The sequence below is a fragment of the Micrococcus sp. TCR-5 genome, from assembly GCF_052220525.1.
Taxonomy (GTDB): domain Bacteria; phylum Actinomycetota; class Actinomycetes; order Actinomycetales; family Micrococcaceae; genus Micrococcus; species Micrococcus luteus.
The window spans coordinates 26,778-49,598 of the sequence record NZ_JBQPDO010000012.1 but is presented as its reverse complement, the minus strand read 5'-3'; the positions used below and the strand labels follow the sequence as shown (position 1 = coordinate 49,598).

The following is a 22,821-nucleotide window of genomic DNA, read 5'->3' as shown; positions in this document are numbered from 1 at the left end:
ATCAGTCGGCGAGCAGGGTCTGGGCCGACCCGTCCAAGAGCAGGGAGGGGCGGACCTCTCCGAACCCGCGGACGATCCTGGGCGGCTGCGGGACGAGCACGAAGCGCTCGTCCCGGGACAGGGCCGCAGCGGTCATGGCGTCCACGAGCACGGTACCCGGATCGGCCAGGGACGTCAGCCGCGCGGCGAGGTTCACGGTGGGCCCGTAGATGTCCCCCATGCGGGAGAGCACCCGTCCCCATGTCAGGGCGACGCGCGCCGAGGGCAGCTCCTCGTCCGCGGCGATGGTCTCGGCCAGGGAGAGCGCGATCGCGGCGCCGGCCTCGGGGGTCTCGGCGTTGAACATGACCTCGTCGCCGATGGTCTTCACGAGCCAGCCGCCGCCGGCCGAGATGGTCTCCGCGGCGAGGGACTCGAAGCGCAGCACCATGCGGGCCAGCGTCCGGTCGTCCATGGTCCGGGAGAGCGTCGTGTAGGAGACCATGTCCGCGAAGCCGACGGCGCGGGCCAGCGGCAGCGGCGCATCCGACTCGGAGCCGTCGCGGCCCCGGGCGCTGGCCGCCAGCCCGGCCTCCACGCGCACGGTCAGGCGCTGGACGGCGCGGTTGAGCTGGCGCCGATAGACGATCCGCATGGCCTTCTCGAGCGGTCCGACCATGTCCGGGAGCATGTCGACGACGGCCCGCCGTGCCTCCGGGTCCGTCAGGCCCTCGGAGGCGATCTTGTCCTCCACGAGCGCCTCGATCTGCCACACCACCATGCGGTCCGTCATCTGCCCGATCGAGCGGGCCAGCGAGATGGCGGTGTCCTCGTTCAGCGTCCCCGAGCGTACGAGCGTGAGCACGGACTCGAACGCCTCGATGTCCGCCTCGGTGAAGGCCTTGTGCCCCTCCGGCGACGTCGGATAGCCCAGCGCACGCCAGATCTTCCGGGCGGAGGCCATCGAGACGCCGAGGCGCTGCGCCACCTCCCGCGAGGTGTAGGCGCGCGGGCCCACCACCAAGCCGGCGTCGAGCGTGCGCATCGCGCTCGTCCAGCCGGCGGGCCGTGCCTCGGCGTCGCGGGCGGTCGTGTCCTCGGCCGGCGGGACGATCGGTAGCGGTGCGGTGTCCGGTGTCTCCGGACGGCTCATCGGAGGTCTCCTGTCGGGACGGGGGCGGGCCAGGTCGCGGCGCGGGCCTGGCGGGTCAGGTGAGCCAGGGCCTTCTCGAAGCGCGCGGCCTCGGGGACGTCACGCAGCCGCCAGTGGACCTGGCGGGCGGGCTCCTGGAAGAGGATGTGCAGGTCTCCGGCGCCCGAGCCGCGGCGGCGCCGCTGCACGTCGGCGATGGACACGAGCGGCATGGCGGCCCCGGACCCGCCGACGCCGGCGCGCTGGAGGATGCGGCGGTCGGTGACCACGGTGCGCCGGAAGACCCAGCGCCACAGCGGGCGGACGGTGCCGGGGAGCAGGACGAGCGCCGCGACCACCCACGCGACCGCCTCGAGCACGGCGCGGTTCGCGGCGACGATCCCGGGCAGGTCGGGGCGTGCGAGCACGCCGACGGCCAGGCCGAGCAGGAACGCGACGGCCACGAGGACCGCGGCGGGGCGCAGCAGCGCACGCGGGTGGGTGCGGGTGCGCACCATCACCTGCTCACCGGGCTCGAGTCGCACGGCGGTCACCTCCTGACCGGGACGGATGTGTCATGCGCCGCGATGGACGTCTCCGCGCAGGTGGGCCACGTCCCCCGCACTGACCTCGGTCTCGATTGTGCCATGATCCGGTGTGACGTGCCTCACGCGCAGGGTGCCGCCGGGGCCGAGGCCCACGGCCGTGCCCTCCAGCACGCCGCCGCCGGGCAGCTCGGCGCGCACCGCGCGGCCCAGCGTGGAGAGCCGGTCCGCCACGGCCGCCACGGCCGGGTGACGCCCGTCCACGGCCGCCGTCTGCCCCGCCACGCCCGCCGCGAAGCGGTCCACGGCCGCCACGACGGCGTCGCGCAGCTCGACCGCGAGGTCCCGGGGCGCGGGCACGGCGTCCGCGCCGATCCACTCCGCCAGGTCCGAGGCGGTGTCCACCGGGGCGGCCCCGCGGTGGTCCAGGTTCACGCCCATCCCGACGACGACGCCGGGCCCCTTGCCGTCCGAGGACAGCGCCACCGTGGCCAGCACGCCGCACAGCTTGCGCCCGTCGGTGGCGAGCACGTCGTTCGGCCACTTCACGTGCGTCGGGACGCCCCGGGCCGCGAGGCGCTCGGCGACCGTGGCGGAGGCGACGAGCGAGAGCCAGCTCAGGTGGGCCGGGGAGACCGGCACCCCGCCGGACTCGGGACGCAGGTACACGGACAGGGCGAGCGCCGCACCCGGCGCGGCGCTCCACACCCGGGAGTGCCGTCCCCGGCCGGCCCGCTGGTCCGCGGTGGCCACGGCCGCACCGTGCCGGTGTCCCTCGCGGTCCAGCCGCGCGAGGAGCTCATCCTGCGTGGAGCCGGCGGAGTCCAGCCAGGTCAGATCCGGTGTGGGGGCGTCGTCGGGGTGCATGCCCCTAGATATACACGGCGTCCCCGGGGGCGGGCTGGGCGGGCCGATCCGCTCCCGGGGCGCGCGGAGGGGCGGCCCGGGCCGACGTCCTCGTCGTTTGTGGGCTTCCTCCAACCGAGGGCGTCCGCGGCGGCCCGTAGACTGGCCGACTGAGCCTCCGCATCTGGCGGACCACCACAAGGAGGACGTGTGACCGATCCCGATCTGACCACCACGGCCGGCCGGCTGGCCGACCTGCATCGGCGGCTCGAGGCGACGGCCGCGCCCGGCGGCCCGGACGCCGTCGAGCGCCAGCACGCTCGCGGCAAGCACACCGCGCGCGAGCGGATCGACCTCCTCCTGGACGAGGGCTCCTTCGTGGAGCTGGACGCGCTGGCCGTGCACCGCACCACCGCGTTCGGCATGGACGCCAAGCACCCGGCCGGCGACGGCCTGGTGTCCGGCTTCGGCACCGTGGACGGACGCCAGGTGGCCGTCTACTCCCAGGACTTCACCGTGTTCGGCGGCTCGCTGTCCGAGCGCAACGGCCAGAAGATCGTGAAGGTCCAGGAGTTCGCCGCGCGCAACGGCTGCCCCGTGATCGGCATCCTCGACGGCGGCGGCGCGCGCATCCAGGAGGGCGTGGCCTCCCTCGCCCAGTTCGCGGACATCTTCCGGAACAACGTCCTGGCCTCGGGCATGATCCCGCAGATCTCGCTGATCATGGGCCCCTCCGCCGGCGGCGCGGCCTATTCGCCGGCGCTGACGGACGTCGTGGTGATGGTGGACCAGACCTCGCACATGTTCATCACCGGCCCGGACGTGATCAAGACCGTCACGGGCGAGGACGTGGACATGGAGACCCTCGGCGGCGCCCGCTCGCACAACGCCACCTCCGGCACCGCCCACTACATGGCCTCCTCGGAGGAGGACGCGATCGCCTACGTGCAGGAGCTGCTCGAGCTGCTGCCCTCCAACAACCTCGCGGAGGCCCCGACCTTCGAGGCCACGGACCCGGAGCCCACGGACGAGGACCTCGCCCTGGACGAGATCGTCCCGGACTCCGCCAACCAGCCCTACGACATGCTCGAGGTCATCGCCTCGATCGTGGACGAGGGCCACCTGCTGCAGCTGCAGGAGCTGTACGCGCCCAACGTGATCACCGGCCTGGCCCGCCTGGACGGCATGAGCGTGGGCGTCGTCGCGAACCAGCCGATGCAGTTCGCCGGCACCCTGGACATCGCCGCCTCGGAGAAGGCCGCGCGGTTCGTGCGCTTCTGCGACGCGTTCAACATCCCGATCATCACCCTCGTGGACGTGCCCGGGTTCCTGCCCGGCACGGACCAGGAGTTCAACGGCATCATCCGCCGCGGCGCCAAGCTGATCTACGCCTACGCCGAGGCCACCGTGCCGAAGCTGACCGTGATCACGCGCAAGGCCTTCGGCGGCGCATACATCGTGATGGGCTCCAAGAAGCTCGGCGCCGACCTGAACCTGGCCTGGCCGAGCGCGCAGATCGGCGTGATGGGCGCCCAGGGCGCCGTGAACATCCTGTACCGGCGCGACCTGAAGGCGACGGCGGAGGCGGGCGGCGACGTCGATGCGCGCCGGGCCGAGATCGTGGCCGACTACGAGGCCGAGCTGCTCAACCCGTACCAGGCCGCCGAGCTGGGCTACGTGGACGCCGTGGTGCCCCCGCACGCCACCCGCGGCCAGCTCATCCGCGCCCTGCGCGCCACCCTGCACAAGCGCGAGGCCCGCCCCGCCAAGAAGCACGGGAACATGCCGCTGTGAGCGCCCCGCTGGGTCCGGGCGCCCCGGACGAGAACGACGCGTCCACGCAGGCCACGCCGGCGTCGGCCGACCCGCTGCAGCTCAACGGCCCGGAGTTGGAGCCGGAGGAGATGGCCGCGCTGGCCGCCGTCCTCGAGGCGGCCGCCGCGGCCCGGGCCGAAGCCGCCCGGCTCGCCGCCGAGGCCGCCGACCCCCGCCCCCTGGACCGCACGCTCCGCCGTCGCGGCGACCTGGGCCTGTGGGCCCGGCCCGGCCGCGGCCAGTGGCGTCAGGGCGCGGGCCCGCAGTGAGCCGGGGGCGGGCGCCAGCGCCTAGAGTGCCGGTATGACCCAGCACACCTCCGAGGCCGCCGTCGACGGCGCCCGCACCCCGTCCGCCATCGACGCGCTCGCCGAGCGCTACGTGACCGACCTCCTCGCCCTGCACCCGGACACCGCCACCGAGCTCGGCTTCCCGGGCCGCGAGACCGAGTACACGGACTTCTCCCCCGCCGGCGCCCGCGCCGACGACGAGCTCAACGCCCGCCTGCTCGAGGAGCTGGCCGCGCTCGAGCCGCAGGACGAGACGGACCGCGTCACGAAGGCGGCCATGCAGGAGCGCATCGGCCTCGAGCGGGAGATCCACGCGACCGGCCGCACCGAGCTGAACAACATCGCCTCCCCCGCCCAGGGCATCCGCGCGGTCTTCGATCTCATGCCCACGGACACCGCGGAGCAGTGGGGCCACATCGCCGGCCGCCTCGAGAACCTGCCGGCCGCCCTGCGCGGCTACACGGAGTCCCTGCTCGCCTCCCGCGACGCCGGCCACGTGGCCGCGGTGCGCCAGGTGGACATCGTGGTGGAACAGGCCCGCGCCCACGGCGCCGCGGGCGGGTTCTTCCCGGGCCTGGTCGAGCGGGCCGAGGCGGCCGACGTCGTGGACGACGCCCTGGCCGCCCGCATCCGCTCCGGCGCGGACGCCGCCGCGCAGGCCTACCGCGACTTCGCGGACACGCTCGAGGCCGAGCTGCGCCCGCACGCCCCGGAGGCGGACGGCGTCGGGATCGAGTACTACCGGCTGGCCTCCCGCGTCTTCCTCGGCGCCGAGATCGACCTCGAGGAGACCTACCGCTGGGGCCAGGAGGAGCTGGCCCGCATCATCGCCGCGCAGCAGGCGGACGCCGAACGCATCCGGCCGGGCGCCACGATCGAGGAGGCGCGCGCGATCCTGGACGCGGACCCGGAGCGCACCCTGAAGGGCACCGAGGCCCTGCGCACGTGGATGCAGCGGCTCTCCGACGACGCGGTCGAGGCCATGAAGGAGCACTTCGAGATCCCGGCCCCGATGGACCGGCTCGAGTGCATGATCGCCCCCACCCAGGAGGGCGGCATCTACTACACCGGCCCCTCGGACGACTTCTCCCGGCCCGGCCGCATGTGGTGGTCCGTGCCCCCGGGCGAGGACGAGTTCACCACGTGGGCGGAGACCACCACGGTCTACCACGAGGGCGTGCCGGGCCATCACCTGCAGATCGCCACCGCCATGATGAACCGGGCGAACCTCAACCTGTGGCGCCGCAGCTTCTGCTGGACGTCCGGCCACGGCGAGGGCTGGGCGCTGTACGCGGAGAAGCTCATGGAGGAGCTCGGCTTCCTCGACGACCCGGGCGACCACCTCGGCATGCTGGACATGCAGCGCATGCGCGCGGCCCGCGTGGTGTTCGACATCGGCTACCACTGCGGCTTCGACGCCCCCGAGTCCGAGGGCGGCGGCGCGTGGACCCCGGAGAAGGGCTACGCGTTCCTGACCAAGCACCTGAGGATCTCCGAGGGCCAGCGCCGCTTCGAGTTCACGCGCTACCTCGGCTGGCCGGGGCAGGCGCCGGCGTACAAGGTGGGCCAGCGCATCTGGGAGCAGATCCGCGCCGAGCACGAGCAGGCCGAGGGCGCCGACTTCGACCTCAAGGCCTTCCACACCCGGGCCCTGCGCCTGGGCGGCATGGGCCTGGACACCCTGCGGGAGGCGCTCGCGTGATCCCGCACGACGACGGCGCGGCCGGCCTCGGCACGGGCCTGCGGCTGGTGCTCGGCTCGGCCTCCCCCGGCCGAGCGGAGGTCCTGACCCGGGCGCGGGTGCCGTTCCGCGTCGTCGTCTCGGGGGTGGACGAGGCGGCCGTGGGCGCGGCGGCGGGCGACCCGTCGCCGGCGGAGCTGGCGGGCCTGCTGGCGGAGGCCAAGGGCCGCGACGTGGCCGCCCGGGTGGCGGCCGCCGGCGTCGACGCGCCCACGCTCGTGCTCGGCTGCGACTCCGTGTTCGAGTTCGACGGCCGCGCCCACGGCAAGCCCTATGAGCCCGAGGTCGCCGTCGAGCGCTGGCGCGCCCAGGCCGGCCGGCAGGGCGTGCTGCATTCGGGCCACTGGCTGGGCCTGGTGCTGCCGGAGCCCGGGGTCGAGTCCGGGATGGCCGCGGAGGCGGGCGTGGTGTCCGCCGTCGTGCGCTTCGGCGCCGTCACCGAGGCCGAGATCCAGGCCTACGTGGCCACGGGCGAGCCGCTGCACTGCGCGGGCGCGTTCACGGTGGACGGCGCGGGCGCGGCCCTCGTGGACGGCGTGGACGGGGATCCCAACGCGGTGATCGGGCTGTCCGTGGCGTGGCTGCGGCGGGCCACGGCGGCCCTGGGCCAGGACTTCACCCGATTGTGGGAACCCTCCAACGCGCAGCGCTGATCCGGCGCGACAGGGCCGCGTGCCTCGGAGGGTTCCGCCACAACGAGTAGGGTGCTGGTCAGAGTCGGCGCCGTCCCGCGCCTTTCGCCCCACCGGGTGAGGGGCACGACCCCGGACGTGGCGCCCGCACCCCCAGCCGTGATCGTCCGAGGAGTCCATCGCCCATGAGCATCGCCGACGCACCGCAGGCCTCGGTCGTCCCGCCCGTCGACCCCGCGGCGGAGCGCCGGTTCTCCCGGGTGCTGATCGCCAACCGCGGCGAGATCGCCGTGCGCATCATCCGGGCCTGCCAGGACGAGGGGCTGACCTCCGTGGCCGTCTACGCCGAGCCGGACCGGGACGCCCTGCACGTGACGCTCGCGGACGAGGCCGTGGCCCTCGGCGGGGAGACCGCCGCCGACTCCTATCTGGTGATCGGCAAGATCCTCGACGCCGCCGAGCGCGCGGGCGCGGACGCCGTGCACCCCGGCTACGGCTTCCTCTCCGAGAACGCGGACTTCGCGCGCGCCGTGGTTGACGCCGGCCTCGTGTGGATCGGCCCGCCCGCCGAGGCGATCGACCGGCTGGGCGACAAGGTCTCGGCCCGCCAGCTGGCCACCAAGGTCGGCGCCCCGCTGGCGCCGGGCACCACCTCCCCCGTGACCGGCACGGAGGAGGTCGTCGCGTTCGCGGATGAGTTCGGCCTGCCGGTGGCCATCAAGGCGGCCTACGGCGGCGGCGGCCGCGGCATCAAGGTGGCCCGCACGCGCGAGGAGATCCCGGAGTTCTACGAGTCCGCGGTCCGTGAGGCCGTGGCCGCGTTCGGCCGGGGCGAGTGCTTCGTGGAGCGCTTCCTGGACAAGCCGCGCCACGTGGAGACGCAGTGCCTGGCGGACGTGCACGGCGACGTCGTCGTGATCTCCACCCGCGACTGCTCGCTGCAGCGCCGCAACCAGAAGCTCGTGGAGGAGGCCCCGGCGCCGTTCCTCACGGACGAGCAGAACGCCCGCCTCGTGGAGTCCTCCAAGGCGATCCTGCAGGAGGCCGGCTACGTCGGCGCGGGCACGTGCGAGTTCCTCGTGGGCCAGGACGGCACCATCTCCTTCCTCGAGGTGAACACGCGTCTGCAGGTGGAGCACCCGGTCTCCGAGGAGATCACCGGCATCGACCTCGTGCGCGAGCAGTTCCGCCTGGCCCGCGGCGAGGCCCTCGGCTACACGGACCCGCAGCCCCGCGGCCACTCGATCGAGTTCCGCCTCAACGGCGAGGACCCGGGCCGCAACTTCCTGCCCGCCCCCGGTCGGCTCACCACCTTCCGCATGCCCAGCGGCCCGGGCGTCCGCGTGGACTCCGGCGTGGTGGAGGGCGAGACCGTCTCCGGGGCCTTCGACTCCATGGTCGCCAAGCTGATCGTCACCGGCGCGGACCGCCGCCAGGCCCTGCAGCGCGCCGCCCGCGCCTTGCGCGAGGCCGAGATCGTCGGCATGCCCTCGGTGCTGCCCTTCCATCGCGCCGTGGTGTGCGACCCCGCCTTCGCCCCCGAGATCGCCGGCTCGGAGGAGCCGTTCTCGGTGCACACCCGGTGGATCGAGACGGAGTTCGCGAACCACATCGAGCCGAGCGCCCTCACCCCGGCCGAGCCGGCCCCCCGCGAGGCGCGCCACACCGTGACCGTGGAGGTCAACGGCAAGCGCGTGGACGTCACCCTGCCCACGTGGGGCGAGGCCCTGCACACGATCTCCGGCGCCGCCCAGCGGGCCGGCGCGGGACGACGCCGGCCCCGCGGCAAGCGCGGCGCACCGGTGGCCGCGGCCGTCAGCACGGGCGCGCTGACCGCCCCGATGCAGGGCACCGTGGTGAAGGTCGCCGCCGAGAACGGCCAGACCGTGGCCGAGGGCGACCTGATCGTGGTCGTGGAGGCCATGAAGATGGAGCAGCCGCTCGCGGCCCACCGCGCGGGCGTGGTCAGCGGTCTCGAGGTCGAGCCGGGCCAGACGGTCACGGCCGGCACGGTGATCGCCACCATCGCCGACGCGGAGTGAGCCGCCGGCGACGACGGCGGGGAGCGCCGGCGTCGTGGGCTGGTTCCACATGGTGGACGACGGGGACATGACTCTCGCAGATCGGCGCGACGAGGCTTAACCTGGCACGCATCTTCGTCTCACATCGTGGTCGCTCGCGACCCCCTGTGCCCGTCATACCAGGGAGACACCATGTCCCACTCCACCCCGCCCGTGAACCCGGGCGCCCCCACCGATCTCACGTCGGACGCGGCCGCCACCGCGGAGGAGGTGCCCCGCTCGCGGGTCATCATCGCCTCGCTGGTGGGCACCTCGATCGAGTTCTACGACTTCTACATCTACGCCACGGCCGCCGTCTCGGTGTTCCCGCTGATCTTCTTCGCGGGCGGCGACGACAACACGGCCCTGCTGGCCTCCATGGCCACCTTCGGCGCGGCGTTCGTCGCCCGGCCGCTGGGCGCCGTCGTCTTCGGCCACCTGGGCGATCGCGTGGGCCGCAAGACCACGCTCATCGGCTCGCTGCTGACCATGGGCATCGCGACGTTCCTCATCGGCCTGTTGCCCACGTACTTCCAGATCGGCCTGTGGGCGCCGGCCATGCTGACGCTGCTGCGCTTCTTCCAGGGCCTGGGGCTCGGCGGCGAGTGGTCCGGCGCCGCCCTGCTGGCCACCGAGTACGCCAAGGACGGCAAGCGCGCGCAGGCGGCCATGTGGCCGCAGCTCGGCGCGCCGATCGGCTTCCTGCTGGCCAACGGCCTGTTCCTCGCGCTCGTGCTCGGCTTCAGCCACGACTCCACGAGCCCGGTGCTCGACGGCCCGTTCCTCACGTGGGTGTGGCGCGTGCCGTTCCTGCTCTCGATCGTGATGGTGGCCGTGGGCCTCTACGTCCGCGTCAAGCTCGAGGAGACCCCGGTCTTCCAGCGCGCCCTCGACCGCGACCAGCGCGTGAAGGCGCCGCTGGGCGAGGTGTTCCGCCGCAACTGGTGGGAGCTGATCCTGGGCACCTTCGTCATGTACGCCACCTACGTGCTCTTCTACCTGATGACCACGTGGATCCTCTCCTACGCGATCGGCAAGCCGGCCAACGGCTTCCTGGGTGTCCCCTACGCCGAATTCCTCGTGCTGCAGCTGGTCGGCATCCTGTTCTTCGCGGCGTTCGTGCCGGTCTCCGGCCTGCTGGCGGACCGCTTCGGCCGCCGCCCCACCCTGATCGTGATCTCGGTGCTCATGGTGCTGTTCGGCCTCTCGTTCGGCCTGTGGCTCTCGCCGGAGAACATGGGCGTGGGCGCGGAGCTGAACGTGCCGCTGATGCTGGCGTTCCTGGCCACGGGCATGACGCTCATGGGCCTGACCTTCGGGCCGATGTCCGCGGTGCTGCCTGAGCTGTTCCCCACGAACACGCGCTACACCGGCTCCGGCATCGCGTACAACGTGTCCTCGATCCTCGGCGCGGCGTTGACCCCGTTCATCGCCGCCTGGCTCGTGCAGAAGTTCGACGTCTCCTACGTCGGCTACTACCTGGCCGCCGCCTCGGCGATCACCGTCATCGCGCTGGCGCTCTCCCCCGAGACCCGCCACACGGACCTCGACACCGTCACCTCGGCCCGCGAGCGTCGCGCCGCGCGCTGACCCCGCCCGCCCGGGCCCCCGCCCGCACTGTCGAACGTGACATCGGGGGAATGGACGCTTTCGGTCGTGAGATAGGCCCTATCTCACGACCGAAAGTCGTCTCTGGGTCAGATGCGCACGTGCAGGCGGCGTGCCGCCTCCGCGATCGACCCGGACATGGACGGGTACACGGTGAAGGTGTCCGCGAGGTCGTCCACGTGCAGCTTGTGCGTGACCGCGAGCGCGAGCGCGTAGATCAGCTCGGAGGCGCGCGGCGAGACCACCACGCCGCCGATCACGGTGCCGGAGCCCTGACGGGCGAAGATCTTCACGAACCCCTCCTCCGCGCCGGACATCTTGGCGCGAGGGTTGGTGTGGAAGTCCAGGCGCAGCACGTCCGCCTGATACTGGCCGGAGTCCACCTGCGCCTGCGTGACGCCCACGGTGGCGATCTCCGGCGAGGTGAAGATGTTCGAGGCCAGCAGGTGCGGGCGCAGCGGCTTGAGGGCGTCGCCGAGCAGGTGGGCGACGGCGATGCGCCCCTGCATGGCCGCCACCGAGGCGAGGGCGAGCTTGCCCGTGCAGTCGCCCGCCGCGTAGATGCTCGGCACGGACGTGCGGGAGACGCCGTCCACGATCACGTGGCCGGAGTCGGCCAGCTTCACGCCCACGTCGTCGAGACCGAGGCCCGCCGTGTTCGGCACGCCGCCGACGGCGACGAGGGCGTGGGAGCCCTCGATCGACGGGGTGTCCTCGGCGCCCTCGCCGGAGAGGTGCACGCGCACGCCGGTCTCGGTCCGCTCGACGGCCTCGGCGCGGGAGCGGGCGATCACCCTGAGGCCGTTGTCCTCGAAGACCTTCTCGAGCAGCTCGGCGGCGTCGGCGTCCTCGCCGGGGAGCACGCGGTCGCGGGAGGAGACGAGGGTGACCTTGGCACCGAGGCGGTTGTAGGCCGAGGCGAACTCGGCGCCGGTGACGCCGGAGCCCACGACGATCAGGTGCTCGGGAAGCTCCTTGAGGTTGTAGACCTGCTTCCAGTTGAAGATCCGCTCGCCGTCCGGGACGGCGGTGGGCAGCTCGCGGGGGCTCGCGCCGACGGCCACGAGGATCGCGTCCGAGGTGATGATCTCGGGCTCGGCGCCGGCGTCGGCGTCGTCGAGGGCGCGGACGGACACCTCGTGGGGGCCGACGACGCGGCCCACGCCGTCGATCACCCGGACGCCGACCCGCTCGAGGCCCGCGCGGATGTCCGAGGACTGCTCGTGGGCCAGGTTCAGGATGCGGCGGCCGACCTGGCCCATGTCCGCGTGGACCTCGGCCCCGCCGAGATCGACGCCCAGGTCCACGGAGGCGCCCACGCGGCGCATCGAGTCGGCGGCGGCGATCAGCGTCTTGGAGGGGACCACGTCCGTGAGGACGGCCGCGCCGCCCAACCCCTGGCGCTCGACCAGGGTCACGCGGGCGCCCAGCTTCGCGGCCACCATGGCGGCCTCGTAGCCGCCGGGGCCGCCGCCGATGATGGTCAGGGACGGGATGAAGGTGCTGTTTTCCTCGGTCACGGGCTCCATTGTGTCCGCCGCGGACGGGAAAGTCCTAGCCCGCGCCCACGGGACACCGCCTAGACTCCACGACGTGACCGACCAGACCAGCATCCCCTCCCCCGACTCCCCCCTGACCGGCGACCATCCGGGCTTCGCCGAGGCCCGCGCGGCCGCCGACACCATCGCCCGGGCGACGGGCGTGGCGGAGCACCGCGTCGCCGTCGTCCTCGGCTCCGGCTGGGGCGAGGCCGCCGGCCTGATCGGCGACGAGGTCGCCGCCGTGCCGCTGGCCGAGGTGCCCGGCTTCCACGCCCCGAAGGTGCCCGGCCACAACGCGGTGATCCGCTCGGTCCGACTGCCGGACGGCACGCACGCCCTCGTCTTCGGCTCGCGCACGCACTTCTACGAGTCCCGCGACGCCCAGGCCGTGGCGCACACCGTCCGCACCGCCGCCGCCGCCGGGGCACGCACCGTGGTGCTGACCAACGGCTGCGGCGGCCTGGACCCGGAGATCGCCCCGGGCACCCCCGTCCTGATCGCGGACCACATCAACCTCACCGGCGCCACCCCGCTCGCCGGCGCCACGTTCGTGGACCTGACCGACCTCTACTCCCCGCGGCTGCGCGCGATCGCCCGTGAGGTGGACCCGTCCCTGCGCGAGGGCGTGTACGTCCAGTTCGCCGGCCCGCAGTACGAGACCCCCGCCGAGGTGCGGATGGCGCGCACCCTCGGCGGCGACCTCGTCGGCATGTCCACGGCACTGGACGCGATCGCGGCCCGTCACGCCGGGCTGGAGGTGTTCGGCATCTCGCTGGTGACCAACCTCGGCGCCGGCATCTCGGAGACGCCACTGTCCCACGCCGAGGTCGTCGAGGCCGGCCAGGCCGCCGGCCCGCGCATCGCGCGCCTGCTCGCGGACATCGTGGGGCGGCTCTGATGCCCGCGCATCCCCCGCACGACGACGTCGCCGCGCTCCCGGAGGACGTCCTCGCCCGGGCTGAGCGGTGGGCGGCGGAGGACCCCGATCCCGCGCACCGGGACACCCTGCGCGCCGAGCTCGACGCGGCCGCCGGCGTCGGCCCGGAGGCCGCGGCCGCCCGGGCGGTGCTCGCCGCCCGCTTCGCCGGGCCGCTCGTCTTCGGCACCGCCGGCCTGCGCGCCGAGGAGGGCCCGGGCGAGTCCCGCATGAACCGGCTCGTGGTGCGCCGCACCGCGGCGGGTCTGGCCGCCCACCTGTGGGACGGCGTCGGACGGGACGCGGCCCCGCCGCTGGCCGTCGTCGGGTACGACGCGCGACGCGGCTCGGCCGCCTTCGCCGCGGACACGGCCGCCGTCCTGACGGCCGCGGGCGTGCAGACCGTCCTGTTGCCGGACCCGCTGCCGACGCCGGTGCTCGCCTTCGCGGTGCGCCATCTCAGCGCGGACGCGGGCGTGATGGTCACGGCCAGCCACAACCCGCCCGCGGACAACGGCTACAAGGTCTACCTCGGCGGGCGGCTCACGGACGAGGCGGGCCGGGGGGCGCAGATCGTCTCCCCCGCGGACGCGGAGATCGCCGCCCGCATCGACCACGCGGCGTGGGCCGCGGACATCCCGCTCGCCGACGACGGCTGGACCGTGGCCGGGCCGGACCTGCTGGAGGCCTACCGCGCGGCGGCCCTCGGCGTGCTCGACGACGGCCGGCACGGCCACCGCGACCTGCGCGTGGTCTACACGCCCCTGCACGGCGTGGGCGGCGCCGTGGTCCCGGGCCTGCTCGAGGACGCCGGCTTCGGCCCCGTCCACGTGGTGGCCGAGCAGGCCGCCCCGGACCCGGCCTTCCCCACGGTCGCGTTCCCCAACCCGGAGGAGCCGGGGGCGATGGACCTCGCCCTCGCCCTGGCCGCCGAGGTGGACGCGGACCTGGTGATCGCCAACGACCCCGACGCCGACCGCCTGGCCCTGGCCGCGCCCGTCACCGACGCGCACGGCGTCCGCACGTGGCGGATGCTCTCGGGCGACGCCGTCGGGACGCTGCTGGGCGCGCACGCGATGCCGGCCCTGCACGCGGCCGGCCGCAGCGCCGCGAACTCCGTGGTCTCCTCCCCGCAGCTGGCCGCCCTGGCGGAGGCGAAGGGGGTGAGGCACCACGTCACGCTGACCGGCTTCAAGTGGATCTCCCGCGCCCCGGACCTCGGCTTCGGCTACGAGGAGGCCCTCGGCTACTGCGTGGACCCGGACATGGTGCGGGACAAGGACGGCATCACGGCCGCCCTCATGGCCGCGGAGCTGGCCGCCGCCCTCACGGCGCAGGGACGCGGCCTGACGGACGCCCTGGCCGACGTCGATGCGGTCACCGGCGCCATGCCCAGCGCCCAGGTCTCGGTCCGCGTGGCGGACCTGTCCCTGATCGCCCGCACCATGACCGCCCTGCGTCAGCAGGGGCCGGCCACGCTCGCGGGCGAGCCGGTCACCGTGCGCCGGGACCTGGCCGCCGGCGGGGACGGGCTGCCGCCCACGGACGCGCTGCTGTTCGCCACCGACTCCGGCACCCGCGTGCTCGTGCGTCCCTCCGGCACCGAGCCGAAGCTCAAGTGCTACCTCGGCACCCGGGACGCCGACCCGGCCGCGGCCGCCGAGCGGCTCGAGGCGCTGCGCGCCGAGGTGACGGCCCTCGTGGGCGGCTGAGCCTCGGTAGGCTGGCGGACATGACCGTCTCCCTCACCACCGCCGAGCTGGCGAAGTACATCGACGCGACCGCCCTGAAGGCCGACACCTCGGAGGCGGACGTGCGCCGCCTCGTGGCCGAGTCCCGCGAGGCCGGGGTCAAGAGCGTCTGCATCAACCCCGTGTGGGTGCCGCTGGTGGCCGCCGAGCTCGCGGGCTCGGACGTGCTGACCTGCACCGTGATCGGCTTCCCCCTCGGCGCCAACGCCTCGGAGGTCAAGGCCTTCGAGGCCCGGCAGGCGATCGACGCCGGCGCGGACGAGGTGGACATGGTCCTCGACGTCGCCGCGGCCCGCGCCGGGGACCGCGACCGGCTCGTCGCGGACGTCCGCGCCGTGGCCGAGGCCGCGCACGCGGACGGCCCCGCAGGCGACGGCGGGGCGCTGCTCAAGGTGATCGTGGAGACCGCCCTGCTGGACGACGACGCGATCGTCCTGGCCTGCGAGGCCGCGGTCGAGGCCGGGGCGGACTTCGTGAAGACCTCCACGGGCTTCTCCACCGCGGGCGCCACCGTCGAGCACGTCGCGCTGATGCGCCGCACCGTGGGCGAGCGCATCGGCGTGAAGGCCTCCGGCGGGGTGCGCACCCGCGCGGACGCCCTGGCGATGATCGAGGCCGGCGCCACCCGGATCGGGGCCAGCTCCGCGCTTGCTATCCTGGGATCCGACTGACTCGCATCACTTCGGCCGGGCGTCCGCCCCGGCCGGGACCGCACCGAAGGAGCATCACGTGATCCGCAACGGCAAGGCCATCGACCACTCCAACGTGGGCGGCGTCTGGGGTTCCCTGATCGCCTTCATCGTCGCCTTCGGCGCGTTCCTCGGCTGCCTCTACGCCATGGGCTTCTGGTCGCTCGAGTCGGTCTGGATCCCCGGCCTGATCGCGCTGGCCCTGGCCACCGTGGCCTTCATGATCCCCAAGGCGTTCCTGGGCCGCAGCGACACCGTGGACACCACCGCCATCCACACCCGCCCCGCCGTCGACCACGCCGCCACCGGTGCCCACGCCGTCGAGACCGGCGCCGCGCACCGCTGAGCCAGCCCGGAGCCGAGGATCGCTGACACCGGTCGTCCGGCCGCCGCGCGCCGAAGGGCGTCCACCCGCAACACGGGGGTGGACGCCCTTCGGCTTGTCTCCATCGCGGCGGTGGTGCTGGGTCACGCATACCTGACGGACCTCACCTTCAGCCGGTACCTGGAGATCTGGCGGATGCCGCTGTTCTTCTTCCTCACCGGCTACTTCTGGACGCGCGGCCGCCCCTGGGCCACGGACGTGCGGGGCCGCTTCCGGAGCCTGATGGTGCCGTACCTGGTGTGGGCGGCGCTCATGTCCGTGGCCGCGTTCGCGTGGTTCGCCGACGACCCCGACCTCCTGCGGCGCCTGATGCTCACCGGCTGGTACGGGGGCGCGGACCAGGAGCCCCCGTGGTGGGCGTTCTGGTTCATCTCCGTCCTGTTCTTCACCACGGTGCTGCGCCGATTCCTCGAGCGCTTCCCGTCCGCCGTCGCCTGGGCGGTGGGCCTGGCCGGGCTGGCGTGGGCCCACCTCGTGCCGGACTCCGCGATCGCCCGCACGCCACTGGGCGTCGGGCTGGCCCTGCCGTGCCTGCTGTTCGTCCTCAGCGGCGAGATGTTCCGCCGCCGCGTCCAGCCGCACGTGCGGCGCCATCGGACGCTCATCGGCGTCGGCCTGGTGCTGCTCGGGCTGGTCGCGGTCCGGCTGGGCCTGGAGCCGCCCAACATCAAGTTCGGCGGCTTCGGCACGCCGGTGCTCACCCCCGTCGTGGGCGTCCTGACGTCCGCGGGGATGGTGCTCGTGTTCGGTTCCACGGTGGAGGGACTGCTGCGCTCCTTCGCCCGACGCACCGGGACCGGTCAGGCCCTGCGCCTCGCCATCACCGCCCTGGTCCGGACGGGCACGGTGGTGGTGCTGCTGCACGGCTGGGTGCTGATGTGGGTCACGCGCCACGGCGTGGAGAACAACGCCGCCAAGTTCGCCCTCGCGCTCGCCCTCAGCTGGCTGGCAGGCCTCGCCCTGCTCGCCACCCCCCTGTCCAAGCCGTTCACGGGGGCGCGCCGCCGCTGGCACCCGGTGCACCGCCTGCGACGCATGGAGCCCCCGCACCCCGTCACGTCCGCGCTGCCGCGCGTCACGACCGCCTCGGAGAGGACACACCCATGAGCAGGGATCATCGCCCCCCGATCCGCAACCCGTTCCTGCCGCCGACGCCGGAGGAGCCCGAGGTGTCGACCCGCGACGGCGGCCACCCGGCGGGTGACGGCGGCGACGCCGACGCCCCGGCGGCCTCCCCGGCGCGGGAGGATCGCCTCGCCGAGTTCCGGCTCGGCCCGGCGTTCCTCCCCCACCCGGCCGACCGTGTCCCCGGCCCCCTGCCGAGCGCCCGCGTCCTCGTCGTGTGCACGGGCAACATCTGCCGCTCCGCCTACGTGGAGTACGCGCTGCAGGCGCAGCTCAACGCCCTGCTCGGCGACCGGGGCCGCGCGGTGGTCACGAGCGCGGGCACGGAACCGAACCAGGCGCTGACCGTCCCCGGCCCGCTGCTCGACCTCGCGCCGAGCCGCCGCGTCCGCGCCGCGTTGACGCAGCATCGACCGCAGCAGCTGACCGGGCGTTCGCTGGCGGACCAGGACCTCGTCCTGACCGCGACGGACGACCACCTGGACGAGGTGCTGCGCGAGGACCCCGCGGCAGTGCGCCGGACCTTCACGATCCTCGGCATGGGCACCCTCCTGCGCGACCACGGCGAGGAGCTCGCCGCGTCGGTCCCTCCGGGCGCGGGCGTCACCGCGCTCGTCACGGCGCTGGCGGAGCTGCGCTCCCGCCTGATCGCCCAGGGGGAGCGACCGGACGCGGATCTGCCGGACCCGTTCCGCGGCCCCGCCGAGGGCTACGCCGCGATGGCGCAGACCGCGCAGCCGATCGTCGAGCTGCTGGCGTGGGAGATCGCCCGGGCCCTCGACGGGGACCTCGTGGAGGAGGAGCCGACGGGCGCCTGACCGGCCGGCGTCAGAGATCGGGGACGGCGTGCCCACCGGAGGACGGGGCGTGCTGCCCCCGGCGCGCCGCGGCCAGCACCCGACGACGGCGCCGCTCGAGCACCTCGCTCTCGAGCGGGGCGTCCCGCTCGTCGAGCCAGAGGGTCACGCCGGCGGCGACGACGAGCATGCTCGGGATCGTGATGAACACCTCGCCCAGCTGCGTCGCGGAGACGAACACGACGACGGCCGCCGCCTCCACCGCCGCGCGCGAGGGGGTGCGCAGCCGGGCGCTGAACAGGCGCAGCCCGAAGACTGCGTAGGCGCCGAGGACGGCGAGGAGGAGCACGACACCGCCCTCGGTGTAGAGGCCCGCGTAGGAGTTGTGGTAGTGCCACGTGGCACCGCCGAAGTCCACGTACGCCGTGGTGAGGCCCCGGCCGTACCACGGCGTCTCCGCGACGCGCACGGCCGTCTCGGCCTGGATGTTCGAGCGCAGCCAGTCCGTGCCGGTGCGGTCCGCGAAGACGGCGATGCGGGCCAGGTTCTCCTCGGCGAACGCGACCGCCCAGGCGAGGACCGCCAGCAGGACCAGGCGCAGACCCGCCCCCATCCGCGGCGTCAGCCAGAGCCACAGGACGGCGCAGGCGAAGCCCGCCATGGAGGTGCGGGAGCCCGTGAGGACGACGCACACCGCTGCCGCGACGAGCAGGATCAGCTTCCACCGCCGCGTCCGCACGAGGGCGAGCGCCAGGACCGGCATGGCCGCGTAGTAGAGGCCCGCCACGTTCTTGTCCGCGAGGACACCGGTCAGGAAGCTGCCGTAGGGCGCGGGCACGAGGCCGGCATAGAAGAGGGGCACGTTCAGGGCCATGGCGGCGCCGAGCCCGACGGCCAGCGAGCGCAGGCTGAGCCGGCCGCCGGCGATGCAGCCGACGAGCCCGACGAGGGCCGCCATCCGCACCCACCGGCGCAGCCACTCCAGGTCCGGGATGCCCTGGGACACGGAGACGATCGCGAGGAACAGCAGCACGGCGGCGGCGAGCACGGCGGTCAAACCGAGGGCGGAGACATCGCGGCGGGACCGTCGGCACAGCGCCAGGGCCAGCAGCAGGAGCATGCCCGCCTCGTTCAGCGGGAGCGCCACGGGGCCGAGGGGAACGCCGAACGCCTCCATGGCCAGCAGGGCGCCGAGCAGCAGTTCGGGGATGCGCAGGGGCTCGCGGGGGACGACGGCGTCCTGGTCGGCCGACCACACGGACGTGCCGCGGGCGGCGGCGCGGGCGTGCTTCTCCCGCTCCGCCTGCAGGGCCACGTAGCGAGGATCGGAGGATCGCGACCCCCGCGCGTCGTACCCCACCGTCATGACCGCTCCTCCGTCGTCATCCCGGGGCACGTCTCCGCCCCACGCCCAGCGTAGACGAGTGCGAAGGAATGGGCTGTCCCCCTTGTTAGAGTGAGCTGAGCCGATGCCCTCCGATCCTGGGACACCATGAACATCATCGATTTCCTCCGTGTGCTGCGCGCGAACCGCCTGGTGATCCTGGGATGCGCCGCGCTGGGCCTGGCGATGGGCCTTGTCTACTCGCTGCTGCAGCCCACGCTGTACACCGCCACCTCGTCCGCGTTCGTCACGGTGGAGGGGGAGGCGAGCATCTCCGGCACGGAGACCGCCCAGACCCGCGCCCAGTCCTACATCCCGCTGATCAACAGCCGCACGGTCCGCGAGCGGATCGCGTCCGAGGGCTTGGACACCGCCGGCGCGACCATGAGCGCCGCCCTGGTGCCGAACTCGAACCTCATCACGGTGTCCGCCGTGGCCCCCGATGCGCAGCAGGCCGCCGCGCTGGCCAACGGGGCGCTCGTGGCGACCGCCGACGTGGCGAACGAGCTCGATCCGACGTCCAACGTCAAGGTCACGGCCATGGAGGACGCCCTCGCGCCGGCCACGCCCTCGAGCCCGGACCGCGTCCGCCACCTGCTGTACGGCCTGGGCGCAGGCCTCGTCCTCGGCCTGATCGTCGCGCTCCTGCGGCGGCTGCTGGACGTCAACGTGCGGACGACGACGGACGCCCAGGTGGCGGGCGGGGCGGGCCTGCTCGGCGCCATCCCCCTGGACCCCAGCATGAAGGCGGAACGCACGGCGCCGATGGCGCCCCTCTCCCCCCGCGCGTCGGAGGCGGTGCGTCAGCTGCGGACCAACCTGCGGTTCGCTGCGGTGGACGATCCGCCCCGCACCATCGCGTTCACCAGCTCCAACCCCGGCGAGGGCAAGTCGACGGTGATCGGCAACCTGGCCCTGACCGTGGCGGCCGCCGGCCAGCCGGTGATCCTCATCGACGCCGATCTGCGGCGCCCCCGTCAGGCCCTGCAGTTCGGCGTCGACGGCCGTGTGGGCCTGTCCGAGGTCCTCAACGGGGACGTCGCCCTCCAGGACGTGCTGATCCCCGTGGGCGAGGACGGGTTGCTCCTCCTGCCTGCCGGCCGCACTCCCCCGAACCCGTCCGAACAGCTCGGCTCCGAGCGGATGAGGGACCTGCTCACCGCCCTCGCCGAGACGCACATGGTGCTCGTGGACGCCCCGCCCGTGCTGCCCGTCACGGACTCCACCCTGCTCGCCACGGCGGTGGACGGCACCGTCCTGGTGATCCGCCACGGCAAGACCCGCAAGGAGCACCTCGAGGTGGCCCGGGACATGCTCGCGGGCGTCAACGCCCGGGTGCTCGGCGTCGTGCTCAACGGCACCCCGGCCTCCGGCGTGGGCTCGGACTACTACGGCGGGGGCTACGGCGCGGACGGCGGCAGCTACGACGCCTACTACCAGGCGCCCCGGGACGCCGCCGAGGCCGCGGCCGGGACCGCGGGCGACACGTCACGACGCTGACCGCGCCCGGCCGCAGGGCCAGGTCGTCGCAATGACGACGCGGGCACGGGGATGCAGAAGGGCCCCGCCTCTGAGGAGGCGGGGCCCTTCACGGTGGTGCTCAGACGATCAGCAGCGCGCCGTGGGCGGGGTGGTCTCGAAGCAGTTGCTGAACTCGACGACGCCGTCGTTGCAGAGATCGGCACCCTCGGGAGCGCCCTTCGGCAGGGCCAGCTGCAGCTTGCCCTCGACGCAGCCGGACTCGTTGGCCGAGTTGCCGGTGTTGTTCACCACGTAGTAGTAGGTCTTGGACTGGCCCGACTGCAGGAGCAGCGCGGGGTCCATGGCGGCCAGTCGCTTGCCTCCCCTGCACGGGTTGGCGGTGTAGAGACGCGCCTCGCCGTTTCGGGTGGTATGACCGCCGAACACCACGGTCACCGTGCCCGGGTCGACGTACACGGGGGTGGGCGACGTGTTGGTGATGGTGATGGTGAAGCCGTAGGCCTGCTTGATGCCATCGGGGTGGCCACCGCCCGGGAACTTCTCGGCGGTTCCCGTGGTCACGGCGGCGCAGCCGGTCGGGGAGGCGGCGGCGAACGGGGCGGCGGCGACGGCGGCGACGGCCGGGACCGACCACGCGATGCCGGCGGTCACCTTGCGACGGGAGAGGGTGGAGGTGTTCTTCTGCATGGCTTCACTCGTTTCGAGTCGAGGTGTGGCTTTCGCGCCCGAACGGGGTCACGCGAGTGGACGGAGCACCGCGGGATACTCGGTGAGCATCGGCTGTGGAGCTCTCCAGCTGAGTGTAGATGGGCCGCACAGCTCATTGCCAGCATCCCTGTGCGTCCGTGTGGATGAGGGGCCCTCCTTTCGGTCGGCTAAGCTCGCGGCCATGGGGGAACGTGCGACGGGACAGCGACCGGCCGCCCCGCCGTCCCTGGACCTCGAGATCCGCGTCCGCCTCGCCCACGCCCGCATCGCGCACCTGCTGGGCCGGGCCGACATCCGCGCCCTGCACCTCAAGGGCTACGCCACCGAGCCCGGCGTCTACCCCGATCACCGCCGCAGTTCGGACGTGGACCTGCTGGTCCATCCCACCGATGCCGCCGCCGTCATCGCACTCCTGGACTCCCACGGCTGGGAACCGGTCGCCACCTTCTCGGAGGGATCGATCTTCCAGCACGCGGCCACGCTCTGGCATGACCAGCTGGGGTATGTGGACGTGCATCGGCTCTTCCCCGGACTCGGCCCGTCCCCCGAGGCGGCCTTCGACACCCTGTGGAGCGAGCACACCCACCTCGTGATCGCCGGCCGGCCCGTTCCGGTGCCGAGCCCGTGCCACCAGCGGCTCGTCGTCATCGTCCACGCGGCCCGCGATCCGTATCGCGGCGCGCACGACGTCCGGCACATCCGGGAATCCCTGCCCGCCGAAAGCTGGGCAGCCCTGCGCGAGGAAGCCCACCGGCTGGACGCGGGCGCGGCCTGGCACGTCGCCACGGGCGAGGCCGCCGACGGCGTCGACTCCAGGCAGCTGACCCTCTTCGCGGCGCTGCACGAGAGCCAGAGCGGTCTGGAGCTGTTCCGCACCCGGTGGCAGTCGGCCGCCACGGCGCGGGAGCGGGCCGTCCTCGTGGCCCGCACGATCCCGGTGAACCGCCCCCATCTGCAGATGCGCCTGGGCCGGCCTGTCACCCGCGCGGACCTGTGGCGCGAGCAGCGCGCCCGGCTCGGCGCACTCGCCGGCTGGGCCTGGAGGAAGGCGGTGCGCCGTGACCGTTGAGACCACCGAGGGCTGGGCCCTGGCCCCCGACATCGCGTGGGCCCGCACCGCCGGCGGCCAGGCCGTCGTCATGACGCTCGAGGCCGGTCAGCCGCTGCTGTTGAGCGCCTCGGGCGACGTGATCTGGGACGTCCTCGTGGGCGGCCGCACGCCGGAGGACGACCTGGTCGCGGATCCGCCGGCGCCGCTGTCGACGACGGACGTCACGGTCCAGGTGGCGGAGGCGTTCGGCCTCGCCCCCGCCGACGTCGCGGCCGACGTCCACGCGTTCCTCGAGATGCTCGAGGCGCACGGCGTCCTCGTCCGCATGACGACGGCCTGACCTG

At 73.8% G+C, this 22,821-nt stretch carries 21 protein-coding genes; 15 read left to right on the top strand and 6 right to left on the bottom strand.

The features are described from left to right. Nucleotide 1 precedes the first annotated feature (1 nt). From ACTSKS_RS08085 to ACTSKS_RS08075, 3 genes are read right to left on the bottom strand one after another with little or no spacing between them, the layout of a single operon-like run. Complete coding sequence (locus ACTSKS_RS08085; RefSeq protein ID WP_230282699.1) at nt 2–1,132, bottom strand: adenylate/guanylate cyclase domain-containing protein; 1,131 nt, start codon at nt 1,130–1,132, stop codon at nt 2–4. Further along, nucleotides 1,129–1,656 (bottom strand): PH domain-containing protein, encoded by a 528-nt coding sequence (locus ACTSKS_RS08080; protein WP_442927451.1) that lies wholly within the window; start codon nt 1,654–1,656, stop codon nt 1,129–1,131. Before ACTSKS_RS08080 ends, ACTSKS_RS08085 begins: the two co-directional genes overlap by 4 nt. Before the next feature lie 30 nt (nt 1,657–1,686). Next, nucleotides 1,687–2,523 (bottom strand): biotin--[acetyl-CoA-carboxylase] ligase, encoded by an 837-nt coding sequence (locus ACTSKS_RS08075; protein ID WP_170079798.1) that lies wholly within the window; start codon nt 2,521–2,523, stop codon nt 1,687–1,689. A gap of 189 nt (nt 2,524–2,712) precedes the next feature. On the opposite strand from ACTSKS_RS08075, the gene ACTSKS_RS08070 reads away from it, so the two are divergent. The 6 genes from ACTSKS_RS08070 (at nt 2,713) to ACTSKS_RS08045 (ending at nt 10,630) form a co-directional block, all read left to right on the top strand. Further along, nucleotides 2,713–4,296 (top strand): acyl-CoA carboxylase subunit beta, encoded by a 1,584-nt coding sequence (locus ACTSKS_RS08070; protein WP_210079207.1) that lies wholly within the window; start codon nt 2,713–2,715, stop codon nt 4,294–4,296. Next, a complete protein-coding gene (locus tag ACTSKS_RS08065) occupies nt 4,293–4,586 on the top strand; it encodes a hypothetical protein (protein WP_084776561.1) in 294 nt (97 codons plus the stop codon). Before ACTSKS_RS08070 ends, ACTSKS_RS08065 begins: the two co-directional genes overlap by 4 nt. 34 nt (nt 4,587–4,620) lie before the next feature. Further along, on the top strand, nt 4,621–6,309 hold the full coding sequence (locus tag ACTSKS_RS08060; protein WP_442927450.1) for a DUF885 domain-containing protein: 1,689 nt from the start codon (nt 4,621–4,623) through the stop codon (nt 6,307–6,309). Continuing rightward, nucleotides 6,306–7,001, top strand: a complete 696-nt coding sequence (locus ACTSKS_RS08055; protein ID WP_442927449.1) for a Maf family protein — start codon at nt 6,306–6,308, stop codon at nt 6,999–7,001. Before ACTSKS_RS08060 ends, ACTSKS_RS08055 begins: the two co-directional genes overlap by 4 nt. A gap of 164 nt (nt 7,002–7,165) precedes the next feature. Further along, a complete protein-coding gene (locus ACTSKS_RS08050; protein WP_442927448.1) occupies nt 7,166–9,022 on the top strand; it encodes an acetyl/propionyl/methylcrotonyl-CoA carboxylase subunit alpha in 1,857 nt (618 codons plus the stop codon). Between the two features lie 171 nt (nt 9,023–9,193). Continuing rightward, a complete protein-coding gene (locus tag ACTSKS_RS08045) occupies nt 9,194–10,630 on the top strand; it encodes an MFS transporter (protein ID WP_324701495.1) in 1,437 nt (478 codons plus the stop codon). A 107-nt stretch (nt 10,631–10,737) separates the two neighbouring features. Here the strand turns inward: ACTSKS_RS08045 and ACTSKS_RS08040 are convergent, their stop codons facing one another. Next, nucleotides 10,738–12,168: an NAD(P)H-quinone dehydrogenase gene (locus ACTSKS_RS08040; protein WP_141843179.1), complete on the bottom strand. Its 1,431-nt coding sequence runs from the start codon at nt 12,166–12,168 to the stop codon at nt 10,738–10,740. Between the two features lie 73 nt (nt 12,169–12,241). On the opposite strand from ACTSKS_RS08040, the gene ACTSKS_RS08035 reads away from it, so the two are divergent. From ACTSKS_RS08035 to ACTSKS_RS08010, 6 genes are all read left to right on the top strand, one after another. Beyond that, on the top strand, nt 12,242–13,087 hold the full coding sequence (locus ACTSKS_RS08035) for a purine-nucleoside phosphorylase (protein WP_002854392.1): 846 nt from the start codon (nt 12,242–12,244) through the stop codon (nt 13,085–13,087). Beyond that, complete coding sequence (locus ACTSKS_RS08030; protein WP_324701496.1) at nt 13,087–14,817, top strand: phospho-sugar mutase; 1,731 nt, start codon at nt 13,087–13,089, stop codon at nt 14,815–14,817. Before ACTSKS_RS08035 ends, ACTSKS_RS08030 begins: the two co-directional genes overlap by 1 nt. A gap of 20 nt (nt 14,818–14,837) precedes the next feature. After that, on the top strand, nt 14,838–15,527 hold the full coding sequence (gene deoC / locus ACTSKS_RS08025) for a deoxyribose-phosphate aldolase (protein WP_036340586.1): 690 nt from the start codon (nt 14,838–14,840) through the stop codon (nt 15,525–15,527). A gap of 58 nt (nt 15,528–15,585) precedes the next feature. Further along, complete coding sequence (locus ACTSKS_RS08020) at nt 15,586–15,891, top strand: hypothetical protein (RefSeq protein ID WP_324701497.1); 306 nt, start codon at nt 15,586–15,588, stop codon at nt 15,889–15,891. 78 nt (nt 15,892–15,969) lie between these two features. Then, on the top strand, nt 15,970–17,037 hold the full coding sequence (locus tag ACTSKS_RS08015) for an acyltransferase family protein (protein ID WP_442927447.1): 1,068 nt from the start codon (nt 15,970–15,972) through the stop codon (nt 17,035–17,037). Then, entirely contained in the window at nt 17,034–17,873 is an 840-nt protein-coding gene (locus ACTSKS_RS08010) for an arsenate-mycothiol transferase ArsC (protein ID WP_442927446.1), read from the top strand. The genes ACTSKS_RS08015 and ACTSKS_RS08010 overlap by 4 nt, the downstream gene beginning before the upstream one ends. Before the next feature lie 10 nt (nt 17,874–17,883). On the opposite strand, the gene ACTSKS_RS08005 is transcribed toward ACTSKS_RS08010, so the two are convergent. Further along, a complete protein-coding gene (locus ACTSKS_RS08005; RefSeq protein ID WP_324701500.1) occupies nt 17,884–19,218 on the bottom strand; it encodes an O-antigen ligase family protein in 1,335 nt (444 codons plus the stop codon). A 126-nt stretch (nt 19,219–19,344) separates the two neighbouring features. Here ACTSKS_RS08005 and ACTSKS_RS08000 point away from each other — a divergent pair, with 126 nt between their 5' ends. Continuing rightward, nucleotides 19,345–20,736, top strand: a complete 1,392-nt coding sequence (locus tag ACTSKS_RS08000) for a polysaccharide biosynthesis tyrosine autokinase (protein ID WP_101965785.1) — start codon at nt 19,345–19,347, stop codon at nt 20,734–20,736. 108 nt (nt 20,737–20,844) lie between these two features. On the opposite strand, the gene ACTSKS_RS07995 is transcribed toward ACTSKS_RS08000, so the two are convergent. Continuing rightward, nucleotides 20,845–21,405, bottom strand: coding sequence for a hypothetical protein (locus ACTSKS_RS07995; RefSeq protein ID WP_155933526.1), 561 nt, complete (start codon nt 21,403–21,405; stop codon nt 20,845–20,847). A gap of 202 nt (nt 21,406–21,607) precedes the next feature. Here ACTSKS_RS07995 and ACTSKS_RS07990 point away from each other — a divergent pair, with 202 nt between their 5' ends. Beyond that, nucleotides 21,608–22,495, top strand: coding sequence for a nucleotidyltransferase family protein (locus ACTSKS_RS07990; protein ID WP_127435218.1), 888 nt, complete (start codon nt 21,608–21,610; stop codon nt 22,493–22,495). Then, nucleotides 22,485–22,817: a PqqD family protein gene (locus ACTSKS_RS07985; protein ID WP_442927445.1), complete on the top strand. Its 333-nt coding sequence runs from the start codon at nt 22,485–22,487 to the stop codon at nt 22,815–22,817. Before ACTSKS_RS07990 ends, ACTSKS_RS07985 begins: the two co-directional genes overlap by 11 nt. Nucleotides 22,818–22,821 lie beyond the last annotated feature (4 nt).

Bases quoted from the DNA above. Each gene is read 5' to 3' on its own strand.
- ACTSKS_RS08085 (WP_230282699.1), bottom strand. From the start codon at position 1,132: ATGAGCCGTCCGGAGACACCGGACACCGCACCGCTACCGATCGTCCCG.
- ACTSKS_RS08075 (WP_170079798.1), bottom strand. From the start codon at position 2,523: ATGCACCCCGACGACGCCCCCACACCGGATCTGACCTGGCTGGACTCC.
- ACTSKS_RS08060 (WP_442927450.1), top strand. From the start codon at position 4,621: ATGACCCAGCACACCTCCGAGGCCGCCGTCGACGGCGCCCGCACCCCG.
- ACTSKS_RS08050 (WP_442927448.1), top strand. From the start codon at position 7,166: ATGAGCATCGCCGACGCACCGCAGGCCTCGGTCGTCCCGCCCGTCGAC.
- ACTSKS_RS08045 (WP_324701495.1), top strand. From the start codon at position 9,194: ATGTCCCACTCCACCCCGCCCGTGAACCCGGGCGCCCCCACCGATCTC.
- ACTSKS_RS08030 (WP_324701496.1), top strand. From the start codon at position 13,087: ATGCCCGCGCATCCCCCGCACGACGACGTCGCCGCGCTCCCGGAGGAC.
- deoC (WP_036340586.1), top strand. From the start codon at position 14,838: ATGACCGTCTCCCTCACCACCGCCGAGCTGGCGAAGTACATCGACGCG.
- ACTSKS_RS08010 (WP_442927446.1), top strand. From the start codon at position 17,034: ATGAGCAGGGATCATCGCCCCCCGATCCGCAACCCGTTCCTGCCGCCG.
- ACTSKS_RS08005 (WP_324701500.1), bottom strand. From the start codon at position 19,218: ATGACGGTGGGGTACGACGCGCGGGGGTCGCGATCCTCCGATCCTCGC.
- ACTSKS_RS08000 (WP_101965785.1), top strand. From the start codon at position 19,345: ATGAACATCATCGATTTCCTCCGTGTGCTGCGCGCGAACCGCCTGGTG.
- ACTSKS_RS07995 (WP_155933526.1), bottom strand. From the start codon at position 21,405: ATGCAGAAGAACACCTCCACCCTCTCCCGTCGCAAGGTGACCGCCGGC.
- ACTSKS_RS07990 (WP_127435218.1), top strand. From the start codon at position 21,608: ATGGGGGAACGTGCGACGGGACAGCGACCGGCCGCCCCGCCGTCCCTG.